Source organism: Paenibacillus sp. LC231 (assembly GCF_001860525.1).
Taxonomy (GTDB): Bacteria; Bacillota; Bacilli; order Paenibacillales; family Paenibacillaceae; genus Paenibacillus_AQ.
In genome coordinates this window covers 353,427-366,741 of record NZ_JFOM01000037.1, presented here as the reverse complement: position 1 = coordinate 366,741, position 13,315 = coordinate 353,427, and the positions used below count along the sequence as shown (strand labels likewise).

The window sequence follows — 13,315 nt, the reverse complement described above, 5'->3', positions numbered from 1 at the left end:
TGTACGACGTTTGAACGTAAGTCATAACACATAAAAAAGGGGCTCTCCCAAAAGGTCATGAAATACGGACCAAGGGACAGCCCTTTTTTTCAGCGGTCTCCTTTTATATGGAGGTTGCTGATCAGGATGACATACCGATTTATTTGCCGATGCCCTGCTGACGGTATTGTCCGGGCGTAATCCCTTCAAGCTTCTTGAACATACGATTGAAGTAGGGAGGCTGATATCCGGCGGCCTCCGCAATCTCATGAATGCGAAGATCGGTGGTCAGCAGCAATTCTTTGCAGCGGTTCATGCGCACGGTTGTCAGATAGTCTATATAATTCGTGCCCGTCATCTGCTTAAACGCTTTGCTCAGCTGAGATACACTGACGCCGGCTTCCATGGCCATGGCATCCAGGGACAAATCCTGCATCCCGTTTTGCTCGATTTGCTCCAGCACGTTTTCGACCAGCGATTTCATGGAGCTGTTGAAGTTCTTTGTTAACTGATCGAGGTAGGGTTCGATAATTTCTTTCTGAAACCAGGTCACGCAGGCCTTCGGATCCCGAAGCAGGGACAGCTCTTCCTGCAGATTGGAGAAATTGTACACCTGATATGGATTTAAGCCAGCCTGCAGCATAGACCGGTGAACGCTTGTGATTAATCGCATGAGGCCATGGTGGACATGCCACTCCGAGCCTCCCCCGGCCTGAAGCGCTGTTACGAAGCGGCTTAGGGAACGCAGCGCATCCCCCTGAAGCCCAAGATTCAAGGTATGAATGAAATCCTGCTCCAATTCCAGCGGAAAATCGATCCAGTCGTTTTTCTGGGAAAGCACGGTTTCCGCTTCCAGCAGCTGACTGCCTGCGTCGAAGGACCGGTAATGAAGCGCCCGCTTGGCCTGTTCGAGAATATGGGGAACATCGGTCCAGGTTGAGCTTGGCCCGCCCAATACGATGGTTGCCGACATGCGGAGCGTATCGCGCAACGCCCGCATGATCTGATCGCACAGCTCCTTCATCAAACGCGATTGTTCATCGGCTTTATGGGAAGCCGGAACGATCAAGATGACGCCGAAGGAGCCGTCGAAGAAGTTAATGGGATGCATATATGCGCTTATGTCCTCTGCCAGCTCCTGGATCACGTTCAGAGCGGCATACGTGAGAAGATGCTGATCGTTTTCTGTTAGAGGCGTCCGATCCTCCCCGTGAGTGTGCTGCTGAAGCACGATGGCCGAGAACTGTTTATGGGTAATGTCAAGATCCATCTCTTGCAGCTTGAGCACATATTCGGACTCCGTCAGGTGGGCGGCTTGTCCGCTCAAGAATTGATTGATATAAGCCTCCCTGATCGCGGGAAGGGACCGATTCCATTGGCTCTGAAGCGTATCGTGCGAGAACCGGTACTGCTTCCACTCGTGTTCAATATAATCAAGCTCATTGTATCGTGCGCTCGGTTTGGCCTGATCGCCACCAATCATATTCAGCATCTTGCTGATAGGACGATACATGCTCTTAGAGGCAAACCAGCTTACAGCCAGTGATGCCGCAAGCGCAAAAGCAAAGCAAATCAGGATGATATGAGTATACGGCTTCGTTGGAGCAATGATTTTCGATTGCGGCGTGCCGGAAACATAGGTCCAACTTTGCTGCATTTTTTCGAATTGAACGGTATTCACCAGCAACACATCCTGGTCGACCGGAACCTTCAACCGCAGATGATTCGCACTCCGGGCATTCTCCGTTAGCCTCAGCTGTTCCTGAATCGCGCTCATCGCCTTCGGCATGCTGCGGCTCATGCCCGACTCTCCGATGACGTGGCCATGGTCGTCCAGCAGGAACGAGAGATTCTCGCTATTGCGAATGACGTGCAGCTTCGACGGATCAATATAGATGACAATCGCGCCGTAGGGCGTATGACCGTTGAAGGGAAGTCGCATGACGAGCGCGTGAGAGGATTTATCCTTGTTAAAAGGCCGCTCCAGGTCATGGACCCAAAACATGTCCGTATCTCCTTCCATGAGCCTGTTGAAGTTTAACGCATCCTGTTCCTGATCCAGCGTTCGCAGGCCGAGATCAGGCTCCATGATTTTATTTTGCTTTTTGATGTAGAGATAGACCTGATCCACCAGCGGATCGGCATTCTCCACCAGGTTCAGTGTATTGAACAGCTCATTCGTCTCCTCGATATTCGATACAAAGTCCATATCAGACAACGAAGGCTTGAAATGGGGCTTCACCACCATATTGAGGGCGTAGTGGACTAACTGTGTGAATTGCTCGTCTACTTGTCTCGCAGCGTCAACCAGGGCTTCTTCGTTCCGCTGCTGATATTGGTTAATCATATGCTGGTTGCCCACATAAAGGTAGACGGCCGTTATGGCCGAGATGGGGAGGCATGTTAACAAAACGGCAAGCGCGATGCTTCTCCAATACATAACACCTTTGAAAACGGATTCATGATTCTGTTGCCTCATTACTTTAACCCCCTGTTGGCATAGACAAATCAAAGGCTTGATCGAAGCGAGCCGGTAAAATGATTACATACTATCATAGCGAATGAGTGGATGAGTTGAAAAGATCATATCTTCCTAATCGAGTTCGAGTCAACGTTACCGATTAACCGAATCGGACGTTCATTTACCGTGGAAAAAAAGTGCAATACAAGGAAACGAAAGGTTCCACAATGCCGTAGAGACCAAGCTTTCCCTGTGCCGTGCATCGAATGGGAGGGGGATTGGAGCCGGCGGAAAAAAAGTCGAATTGCAGGTAATCCTGCAAACGTTTACATTAGGACTACATTCCGTGAACGGTATGTTGAACGAGATGACAAGGCAGAAAGTGAGGGAGTATCGATGAAAGCACAAGAAACCGTTCAGTCGGCAAAAGGAAGCGGGAGCCCCCCCATTTCCGTGAAATCCAAAACGAAGTGGGGGAGGATTTGGTCGGATGTTGTACGCGACAAGTATTTGTACGTGCTGGCCTTGCCGGGTCTGATCTTTTTTATCATTTTCAAATATATTCCGATTACGAATCTCGTGATTGCCTTCCAGGAGTATTCTCCATACTTTGGAGTGCTCGGAAGCCCCTGGGTAGGATTCGAGCATTTCACCCGGTTTTTCTCCAACGATGATTTCTGGATGCTGCTGCGCAATACGCTGGCGATCAGCTTTCTGAGCTTGATTTTCTTTTTCCCGGCACCGATCATTTTAGCTTTGATGCTGAATGAAGTGCGAAATTCCTTCTATAAGAGGACCATTCAGTCCCTGGTGTATATCCCCCATTTTTTATCCTGGGTATTGATCTATGGCCTTACGTACCTCATGTTCTCGCAATCGGAGGGTTTGTTTAATAAGTGGCTCATCTCCATGGATTGGGAGACGATCGATATTCTCTCCAACCCCAATTACTTCTGGGGGATGCTGACGGGACAATCCATCTGGAAGGAAGTCGGGTGGGGAACCATCATCTTTCTCGCGGCCATCGCCGGAGTGGACCCGCAGTTATATGAAGCAGCCGTCATGGACGGAGCGGGCCGGATGAGACGGATGTGGCATATTACCCTGCCCGCGATGCGCAACGTGATCCTGATTCTGTTGATCCTCCGTCTGGGAACAATTCTGGATACGGGATTCGAACAGATATATCTGATGATGAATGCACCTGTTACCAATGTAGCTGAAGTGTTCGATACCTATGTATACCGGGTGGGGATCCGGCAGGGAGAGTTCAGTTACAGTACGGCTATCGGGTTGTTCAAATCGATTGTCGGCGTCATTCTCGTGGTTACGGCCAACCGGCTGGCGAGGCGTTACGGTCAGGAAAGCTTGTACTAAAGGATGGGTGAAGACAAGGAGGAGTAAAGCATGCATGAGAAAGGATGGAAAACCAGGCTGTTCGGTCTTGTAAATAACGGACTGCTGCTGATCATCGGTTTGGCAACGATATTTCCGATTTATTATACCGTTATTTTGTCGTTTACCGATCCGGTGGAGTATTATCAACGCAGCCTGATATTATGGCCGCGGGTTTGGACGCTGGATGCTTATAAGCATTTACTCTCCAACGGATTGTTTGTCACCTCGATTTCCGTGAGCGTGTTCCTGGCTACGGTCGGCACGCTGCTCAGTCTGCTTGTTACCGGGGGCTTGGCTTATGCGGTGTCCCGCAAACGCCTGCGGTTTCGCAAGGCGATCATGATTATGATCCTAATTACCTTTCTCTTTACGCCGGGATTGGTGCCGCTGTATTTGGTGGTTCGTAATGTGGGACTCATTGACAGCATCTGGTCGCTTATCCTGCCCAGCTTGACCAGCGCATGGTATGTGCTGCTCATGAAGGGATTCTTCGACAGCATTCCGGAAAGTCTGGAGGAAGCTGCGATGATTGACGGTTCGAATGATATCGGCGTATTCTGGAGAATTATTCTGCCATTGTCGCTGCCGGCGCTGGTCGCTTTCGGATTGTTCTTTGCGGTCGGTTATTGGAATACGTATTTCAACGCACTGATGTTTATTAACGACCAGAAGATGTGGCCGCTGCAAGTATTGCTGCAAAATATGCTTGTGGATCCAACGACGATGGGATCCGGGAGCGGCGGCGGATTCGCCTTCCAAGTGAATCGTCCCGTTCCAACGGAAACGTTGAAGATGGCGGCGGTCGTTATTGCAACCGTGCCGATCATGTTAGTGTATCCATTCCTGCAGAAGCACTTCGCCAAAGGAGCAATGGTAGGCTCTGTCAAGGAATGAATCGATATACGGTTTATCTGACATCATGATCAGTCAGGAGAGAGGTATCATTATAAGGGAGGTCTAATGATGAAAAGAATGGAAACCAAGCCGGGCAAGGCGCTTTTGAAAATGTCGGGGGTGCTGCTCTTGGCAAGCTCGCTCTTGCTTAGCGCATGCGGCAGCCGTGACGGAAGTGCACCGAGCGACAACGGAGGCGGAACAGACAGCAGTGAACCTACAAGCATTACGATACAGACCCTGAATTATGCCACCGAATTCATAGACAACACCAATGCACTATGGAAAGAGCTCGAGAAACGCACCAATACCAAGCTGAATATTACGTGGCTGTCGCCGTCCACGGCCGAAGAGAAGATCAATGTCATGCTTGCATCCGGCGATCTTCCAGAGGTTACTTTCGTGGAGACGCTGCAGAACCCGCAGCTGCAGAAAATGCTGAAGCAGGGGGTTTTCTGGGACCTGACACCGTTCCTTAAAGACTATCCGAATTTGAACCGCGAAGAATTGAAGGAAATGTGGGAAATCACCAAGGTGGATGGCAAGAACATCGTCATTCCTCGTTATTATCCTAGCTATGGCGGCGGCGTGTTCCCGATGATCCGCAAGGACTGGCTGGATGCCCTTCAGCTGGAAACGCCCAAAACGCTGGATGAGTTCCATAACGTGTTAAAGGCGTTTAAGGAAAAGGATCCGAATGGTAATGGACAGGCCGATGAGATTCCATATGCCGCAAATCCGGGGGCTCTCGCCTATATTTATAATATATTTAATGAAACGCAAGGGTCCTGGAAGCTTCAACCCGATAATACCCTGACTCCGATTATGACGTCGGACGAGTCTAGGGAGGCCATGTTGTGGATCAAAAAGGCATATGATGAGGGCTTGTTCCCCAAAGACTTCGCTATCATGAAGTTCTCGCAGGTAATGGATACGATGCGAAGCGCCAAGGCAGGGGTAGGGGGCATGTCCATGAACCATGCCTGGGTGACCGGCGAAGCCGTGAAGGGCGTTGATCCCAAGGCGGATCTCATGCCGCTTGCTTACTTGGAGAATGCAAACGGGGTGAAGTATACGCCTTCAGGATCGCCTTATTATGGAGTATACCTGATTCCGAAGAAAGTGCCGGAGGCGAAAGTGAAGAAAATCCTCGAGTTTTTCGACTATGGTTATAGTCAGGAAGGCAATGAAATGTTGACCTACGGAATCGAAGGTGTCCATTACAATGTGGAGAACGGGAAGAAGGTTGCTACGCCGCAGGCTGCCGTTGATAAGACGGGTGACGGCAACTTGAACAATATGATTCACCTCGTCAGCGACGATATGGCTATCAGCGCGGTAGGGATGCCGGATGAAGTATATGAGCGGAACGTAGAGATCGTCACAGAGCGTAAGACGGTCAAGGTTCCGAACCCTTCGGGAGAGCTGTATTCGGAAGCCTACAATAAATACTACCCCGAGCTTTCCAAGAAAGTGGATGATATGCGGGTCATGGTCATCACGGGCAAAGAACCGGTTGAATCGTACGATAAACTGATCGAAACAATCAAGAGTGATCCGAAGATGAAGGAAATTACAGACGAGATGTCAAAGGCATATCAGGAGAAGTATGTTAAATAAGTACGTTAATTAAGTACGTTAAATAATGGAACCAAAGAACCACAATGCTGCGGTTGGCATTGTGGTTTTTTGGCGTGAATAACAGAAATAAGCCCCTCCATGTCATATTTCTGATGTCTAATATTGAACATCCTATAATTTTACATTAAAGCATAAAATATTACATGAGGGGAGGATATAAAGTCATGGAAACGAAGGAAGGCATAAAGTTTAGTATCGAGCAAGAACGGCATAAGCTTCATAAGATGAAGCAGCGGTATCGTGATTTTAATCATCCTAAAGTCCTCAGACAATCGATCGTGCTTGATGAGTTGATTAATCAATATAACCGATTTCTTCTTAAAGAGAACAAGCCGATTGCCTAAGCAACCGACTTGAACTGCATGAAGATTCTTTTTTATAGACGGTAAAGTCTCGCGGCGTTCTCATATAAAATCCTGCGGGCTTCAAGTATGGACAGCCCCTTAAGCTCAGCCCATGCCGAAGCCACAGAAGCCGTCAACCGAGGATGGGTCATCTGTCCGGTGAATGGACCTTCGAACGGCCAAGGTCCATCGGTTTCGGTCATGACGAGATGATCCGGATACCTACTTGCCATAGCACGAATTTCTTCCTCATAGAGGATGTCGGGTGTAAAGGAAATATAGTATCCGTTATTTGCCATCCGCTGCAAGGTGTCACGGGAGCGCTTAAACCAATGAAAATGGGCACGAGTGACGCCGTATTTTTCGAGCAAATCACATGCGATATCCGCATCTTCATATACAGCGTGCAGAATCACCGGTTTATGATGCTTCTTAGCAAAAGCTATAAATTGCTCCAACAGATAGGCGTAAGGGCGGTTATCCCAGGGTCGGCCTTCCGATTCAGCCTCCAGCCTGGCGTAATAGGGGAGACCCACCTCTCCTACGGCAACCATCTCATCGGCATGCTCTGCCATCCAATCCAGCAGCTCTTCGGTTTCGTCAGAGGAAGGGAGGGGCTGCTCCGGATGATAACCGAAAGCCGGCCGCACCATCGGTCCGTACTGCCGGGCCAGCTCCAGGTTTCGCTTGCAGGAAGCCAGATGCATGGAGACAGAGATGACGGATTGAACCTCATGATGGCGGATATCCGCGAGAATCGCTTGTTGATCGGATAACGCATAACTGTCCAGATGAATATGAGTGTCGATCAGGGGGGAATTCGCTTCACTCTGCATGAATGATTTCATCGTTACATCACCTCGCTTGTAAGCTTCCACGAACATCATGGATGTATGTATTGCGCTGGCCTTCATCGGTCAGCGCTTGTGCTGTTCTTCCCGCATGATGGCGGAAATTTCGGTTTTTAATGCGATGAAGGACGGATCCATCAGGATGTTTTCCCGGCGCGGTCGAGAGAAAGGGACTTTTACCCGTTTCAAGATGGTTCCGGGCCGTGCTGACAGGATATAGATGCTGTCCGAGAGGAGCAGCGCCTCCTCGATATGGTGGGTAATCATCAGCACCGAACGGCGCGTATCCTCCCAGATATCGAGCAGCCAGCGCTGCATATCACTGCGCGTTAACGCATCCAATGCACTGAACGGTTCGTCCAGGCACATAACTTCCTGCGGACTCATCAGTGCGCGCAGAAAAGCTGCCCGCTGCTGCATTCCTCCAGAGAGGGTGTGCGGATATGCCTTTTCGAAGCCGCTGAGTCCGGCACGTTCCATCCAGCTGCGGGCATGTTCCCTGGCAGTGGCTTTCGAGGTGCCTCGCAGCTCTTCGGGAAGGAGCACATTGTCCTCCACCGTACGCCAAGGGAACAGGGCCGGCTGTTGAGGCATATAGGCGATGCGGCCTTTTTCCCCGGTCACGTCCTGACCATCCATGAGGACAGAGCCCGCATCCGGAGCTGTTAACCCCCCAATGATATGGAAGAGGGTGCTCTTTCCGCTGCCTGAAGGACCGATCAAGGAGACGAATTCCCCGGGCTGTACTTGAAGCGAAAGGCCATCCAGCACATGCACTTCGCTGCGCCGGTCGCGGAAGGTTTTTCGAAGGCTGCGAACCTCGAGGGCAGGTGCGGTTGAGACCGACGTAGCCGACGGGTCAGCCCCGTCCTGGACCGTCAGGGGTACTTGATGTGTCATATCGACAAATGGCCTCCTATCATATAAGATTCGAAACGTCTATTCACTGGGACTCAACCTTTTCGATTCCAGCGGATGAGCCGCTTCTCCAGCAGAGTGATCAGCAGCACCATCAGCAGGCTGAGCAGGACGATGACCAGGATGGCAACAAACACCCGATCCGTGCGATAGCCGGATTTTTGCAGCATCATGTAGTAGCCGATTCCCCGGTCCGAGCCGATCCATTCCCCGATAACCGCACCCATGACCGAATAGGTAGCCGCAATTCGAATCCCGGAGAAGATGGAGGGAAGGGCATGTGGCAGCTCCAGCTTGCTGAAAATTTGCCATGAGGTAGCCCCCGCCATCTGCATGTAATTCATCATGGTTCGGTCAGTACGGGCCAGTCCGTCCAGGGCCGCAACAGCGACGGGGAAGAAGCAGACCAGCGTAATCACGATAACCTTGGGCAGCATGCCGAAGCCGAACCAAATCATGAGAAGCGGGGCTAGGGCGATTGTCGGCACATTCTGGCTAAGAATAAGAAGCGGATAAAGAGCGGTTTTGAGAAAAGGCACCATGTGCAGTGCCAGCGAGATGACTAGACCGATCGCCGTACCGATCATAAATCCGACCAGGGTTAATTGCAGGGTAGCCGCTGTATGCTGGAAGAGACCGGAAGCTCCGGTAACGGCCTCATGCCCGATGGCCGTCGGCGCAGGCAGAATAAAAGGTTCAATGTCGAATATGGATACTGCGGCCTGCCATGCCACCAAAAAGAAGAGGACCGCCACCACGGGCGGCCAAACCGAACTCCACCAGCTTCTCATGGACGGTATTTCTCAGTCAGCTTATCCATGCTGATGCCGCTGGGGTGATGGGCGATTTTGACTTGGGATATGATGCTGGGACTTCCCGCATTCACCAGCGCTTCATGCATGCGCTCAACGATCTTGAGCAGCTCGGCGAGCTCACCTTCCATGGTCGTTTCGAGTGCATGAACCTCGTATTTCACGCCTGATTCCTGAATGACCTTAATCGCTTCATCTACATAAGGGATGCTGTCGGCCCCGTTTGGCGTTCTCGGTATCACTTGAATGCTCAAAAGTGTATTCGCCATGTAAACTCATCCTTTCGTGCAAGCTATAATGTAATGGAAGAGAGGCAGCCTGCTGCAAGGCCGACTCTCTTCTTTTTAAATAGAAATAACCTTATGACTGCTCCGGTAAAAAATCATTGGTGAATGCGCGGTCCGCATCAAGTTCCTTCTCCAGCAGCTTACGCTCAAACATCCAGTCTGCATATCCCGACCATACTTCGGCTTTCTGTTCGCCCCAGCGGGATGCATCATCCTGATAACGGGGGCTCAGCCATTTCTGGCTGGCGAGAACCAGTTCGGCATCCAAGTCAGGAACCGCCTTCGTAAGCAGAGCTGCCGCATCTTCAGGATGTTGAATCGCATAGTCGTATCCTTTTGAAGTCGCCCGCATGAACGCTTTGATAAGCTCAGGGTCCTCCTGGATCAGCTTCTCGTTCGTCACGATTACCGGTGTGTAATAATCAAGCTGCTCGGAGTAGTCCTTCACATAAATCATGTCAAGCGGTTCATTGCGAAGCTCGGCTTCAATCCCCGTCCAAGCATAGAAGATCCAGGCAAAATCAATGTCGCGTTTGACGGCCGTAAAATAATCGGCATCGCCCATATTGACCATATTCACCTTGCTGACATCGGCGCCATCGATCTCCATGATGGATTTCATGACGGCTTCCTCCACAGGTGAGCCCCAGCCGCCATAGGATTTTCCTTCAAAATCGCCTGCCTTCACGATGCCTTTGTCCTTGGGGGCGGCAAAGCCGGACGTATTATGCTGAATGATCGCTGCAATGGAAACGAGCGGCAATCCTTGGGTTCTGGCCAGCGTTACGCCTTCCTGATAACTGATGCCAAAAGGCACTTTTCCGGATGCGACCAGCGTATCCGTACCGCCTGCTCCCGGCTGGACGATCTGGACATTAAGCCCTTCTTCCTCATAATACCCAAGCTCCTTCGCTGCATACAGGCCGGTGTGATTCGTATTGGCGGACCAATCGAGCATCAGCTGCACGTCACGGAGTTTCCCGGAAGTCTGACTGCCTTCGCCTTCGGCACCTGTCTTCTTGTTCTGTTCGCTTGTACCGCATCCGGACGCGACCATAAGCAGGACGCAAGCGAGAAGCAGCGGAATCCATCTTCCCTTCTTCATCGTTTCTTCTCTCCTTTAAGTTCTCTTTCTATTACCTCGCAACTCCACAAAAAAAACGCCCTGATGATATCAGGACGCATGACGGCGTAAGTGTATACCACGGCAAATAAACAGCTGCCGCAAACATGGGCTTCCTACGCTGGCATTACCCAGATCAGGTGTAAGGGTCAGTATCATATCGGATACACTCTCAGCCGGCCATATCCCAGCTCCCCCGGTATTTATGAAGTTTCGATCATTACATCCGCTATTATAGTCCTAACACACCGGACCTGTCTAGTTCGAAGAGGTACGAACGGGGCAGGTCTTTGCTTAGAACACTTATGCAATGGGAAACATTAATTGATCCTATGAACCTTTCACGAGATAAAGTATTTGAATAAGGCTTCTACGTAGAGGTTAGCGCTGGAAGAACTCAATCCATTCCCCTTCGGGACCATGTACGAAGAAATAACGGAAACCATTCGGGAGCGTCACGATTTCCTCGTCCAAGTGAGGAACGTCAAGTCCTTGAACCCGGGCATATTCCTCTTCAATGTTGTCCGTGCTGACTGCAAAATGATGAACGGTGCCCTCCGCTGGCAGCGTGTCGCTGTATCCCTGAATAAGCTCGACTTCCGTCTCGTTGCTGCCGTTAAACCCGAGGAACGCCAGCTGGATGACGCCATTCGTATGGGTCAGACGATTCTTTAGTTCTAGTCCGACTACGGATGTATAGAAGGCGATTGTAGCTTCAAGGTCCCGGACAACAATACCGACATGATCTAAGCGTTTCTGTGACATGGTTCAACACCCTTTCCGATCTATATGAGATATGACTGAAATGTTATCACATAATCCCTATACGTCAAGTGGGAGTTGTGTTCATGCAGGGGCTGATAAAGATGATTTTTCTTTCATTTCCTCATCTTTACTTTTGAGTGGGTAAAAAGTATCATGAGAAATAGAAAGATTAATTCAAAAGACCTAACATATGAAAGTGATCCAGCTTACCTTTTGGCCGAGGAGGAATGCTTATGAGTCCAACTCCAGCAGATCATCTGTGGATTCGACTCGACATGATATATGCATTCATTCAGATCATGATTGCTCTGTGGATGCCTGAGGCTTTATCGCTTCAGCGTGTTCTAGTCATTATTCCTCCTGCAGCCGCCTCCGTTTATTTAATGCGGATTAGTCGGCGTTATGAGGTTCATCTTCGCAGATTTTGGCTTATTGTGAGTCTCGGATTAATGGGGGATGCAGCGGCACGAATCATTCACGCTTGTTATGTTTGGTTTGGAAAAGAGAGCGCTTTCTCTCCGATCCTAGCCCACTTATTCTGGGGACTTGAACTCATTTTGTTCGCAAGTTCTCTCATTTATTTATTCCGGCATGTTCAAGGATCGTTTCGGGGACTCCGGTTTATGCTGGATATTGTGATTGTTGGCATAGCCGTCATGACAGTAGGGTGGGAATATTTCATCAAGCCTGAGCTTCAGGGGCTGGCCCATGAGGCAGTATGGGGAAACCTTTGGGTGGACATGCTGTATCCCCTGTGCGCAATAGTACTTATTTTTTTACGCTGGTGTTGTATTTTAATACCGGACTGTTAGGGAAAAGGGCGGCCATTCTGTTATGTCTTGGCGGAAGCGCTTATATTGCCGGAGATGTCCTGTACATCTATCTCGTTGATCTGATGGGTATCGAGGTTCGTTCCTATCTGTATCCACTCTATACGATATCGGTATTAATCATTAGTTTCGCAGGTGGGCAGTCCGCTCCTAATTCCCGTAAACCATCCGTTGGCGAGCGGGAGCCGCGTTCAGTCGGAAGCCTGATCGTAAGGTACCTGCTTCCCTACAGCGTGCTTGGCGGGATGTTTGCCCTTATGGCGCAGTGGTTTGGAGGGTGGACTGGACTGTTTACCGGCCTATCCCTGTGCGTGATCCTGATTCTGTTCAGGCAGATTTTAATCCAGTTCGAGAACGATCGCTTGTTTGACCGACTGCATGAGAGTCTGATGCAGAGTGAAGCCCTGGCACATCGTGATGATCTGACGGGGCTGTATAATCGCCGTTATTTTAATGCAAGGCTGGCGAGCTCGCTGAAGGAGGCGGACCGCGCAGGTTCCCGTGTAGGCTTGCTGTATATGGATATGAATCGTTTCAAACGAGTCAATGACCGATACGGCCACCGTGCCGGCGATTTGTTGATACGAAAGGTTGCAGACCGGCTTCAATCCCTTGAGTCTAAGGGAGTTTTGGTTTCCCGTTTAGGAGGAGACGAATTCACCGTCATGATCCATCCGGCTGGTGAGGATCAGGAGCTGATCTGGATGGCGGAGGAGATCTGGACGATGCTTAGCGAGCCGTACGAATTGGAAGGGCATGAAGTCCGAACCACACCGAGTATCGGCATTGCGGTTTATCCGGATCATGCCAGAAATGATCAGGAGCTGATTGGCCGCGCCGATGCCGCGATGTATGCGGCGAAGGAACGGAACGCCCCTTGGCATTTTGATGTGGAGCGGACGATGCTGCTGCAGCTTTTGGATCAAAAGGTTGAGTAGATCAAGTATGACCATCGTATTGACAATACGTTGTTAAAAGCAATATAAGTCGATTTTTGTAGAATTTGGCGTAA

At 50.2% G+C, this 13,315-nt stretch carries 13 protein-coding genes and 1 riboswitch; of the genes, 6 read left to right on the top strand and 7 right to left on the bottom strand.

Annotated features, from left to right (window positions below; translation table 11 throughout):
* Positions 1 to 139 precede the first annotated feature (139 nt).
* Positions 140 to 2,458, bottom strand: coding sequence for a helix-turn-helix domain-containing protein (locus AK95_RS22800; RefSeq protein ID WP_071222201.1), 2,319 nt, complete (start codon positions 2,456 to 2,458; stop codon positions 140 to 142).
* Between the two features lie 378 nt (positions 2,459 to 2,836).
* On the opposite strand from AK95_RS22800, the gene AK95_RS22795 reads away from it, so the two are divergent.
* From AK95_RS22795 to AK95_RS22780, 4 genes are all read left to right on the top strand, one after another.
* A complete protein-coding gene (locus AK95_RS22795) occupies positions 2,837 to 3,817 on the top strand; it encodes an ABC transporter permease (protein WP_071222200.1) in 981 nt (326 codons plus the stop codon).
* Positions 3,818 to 3,847: 30 nt separating this feature from the next.
* A complete protein-coding gene (locus AK95_RS22790) occupies positions 3,848 to 4,732 on the top strand; it encodes a carbohydrate ABC transporter permease (protein WP_071222199.1) in 885 nt (294 codons plus the stop codon).
* Between the two features lie 66 nt (positions 4,733 to 4,798).
* A complete protein-coding gene (locus AK95_RS22785) occupies positions 4,799 to 6,352 on the top strand; it encodes an extracellular solute-binding protein (RefSeq protein ID WP_083397711.1) in 1,554 nt (517 codons plus the stop codon).
* Between the two features lie 185 nt (positions 6,353 to 6,537).
* Positions 6,538 to 6,717 carry an aspartyl-phosphate phosphatase Spo0E family protein gene (locus AK95_RS22780; RefSeq protein WP_071222198.1) on the top strand — a complete coding sequence of 60 codons (180 nt, stop codon included), beginning with the start codon at positions 6,538 to 6,540 and terminating at the stop codon, positions 6,715 to 6,717.
* A gap of 32 nt (positions 6,718 to 6,749) precedes the next feature.
* Here AK95_RS22780 and AK95_RS22775 read toward each other — a convergent pair whose 3' ends face one another.
* The 6 genes from AK95_RS22775 to AK95_RS22750 all read right to left on the bottom strand — a co-directional run bounded on the left by AK95_RS22775 (position 6,750) and on the right by AK95_RS22750 (position 11,473).
* Positions 6,750 to 7,565, bottom strand: a complete 816-nt coding sequence (locus tag AK95_RS22775; protein ID WP_071222322.1) for a TatD family hydrolase — start codon at positions 7,563 to 7,565, stop codon at positions 6,750 to 6,752.
* 69 nt (positions 7,566 to 7,634) lie between these two features.
* A complete protein-coding gene (locus tag AK95_RS22770; protein WP_071222197.1) occupies positions 7,635 to 8,468 on the bottom strand; it encodes an ABC transporter ATP-binding protein in 834 nt (277 codons plus the stop codon).
* A gap of 53 nt (positions 8,469 to 8,521) precedes the next feature.
* Positions 8,522 to 9,277: an ABC transporter permease gene (locus tag AK95_RS22765; RefSeq protein WP_071222196.1), complete on the bottom strand. Its 756-nt coding sequence runs from the start codon at positions 9,275 to 9,277 to the stop codon at positions 8,522 to 8,524.
* The gene (locus AK95_RS22760; protein ID WP_071222195.1) at positions 9,274 to 9,567 is read right to left on the bottom strand and encodes an MTH1187 family thiamine-binding protein; all 294 of its coding nucleotides are present in this window, start codon (positions 9,565 to 9,567) and stop codon (positions 9,274 to 9,276) included. Before AK95_RS22760 ends, AK95_RS22765 begins: the two co-directional genes overlap by 4 nt.
* A gap of 91 nt (positions 9,568 to 9,658) precedes the next feature.
* A complete protein-coding gene (locus AK95_RS22755) occupies positions 9,659 to 10,690 on the bottom strand; it encodes an ABC transporter substrate-binding protein (protein ID WP_071222194.1) in 1,032 nt (343 codons plus the stop codon).
* A 114-nt stretch (positions 10,691 to 10,804) separates the two neighbouring features.
* Positions 10,805 to 10,916, bottom strand: a riboswitch (TPP riboswitch).
* Positions 10,917 to 11,089: 173 nt separating this feature from the next.
* Positions 11,090 to 11,473 carry a VOC family protein gene (locus AK95_RS22750; RefSeq protein WP_071222193.1) on the bottom strand — a complete coding sequence of 128 codons (384 nt, stop codon included), beginning with the start codon at positions 11,471 to 11,473 and terminating at the stop codon, positions 11,090 to 11,092.
* Between the two features lie 233 nt (positions 11,474 to 11,706).
* On the opposite strand from AK95_RS22750, the gene AK95_RS34965 reads away from it, so the two are divergent.
* Entirely contained in the window at positions 11,707 to 12,285 is a 579-nt protein-coding gene (locus AK95_RS34965; RefSeq protein WP_235613206.1) for a hypothetical protein, read from the top strand.
* Entirely contained in the window at positions 12,192 to 13,241 is a 1,050-nt protein-coding gene (locus AK95_RS22745) for a GGDEF domain-containing protein (protein ID WP_235613205.1), read from the top strand. Before AK95_RS34965 ends, AK95_RS22745 begins: the two co-directional genes overlap by 94 nt.
* Positions 13,242 to 13,315: the final 74 nt, after the last annotated feature.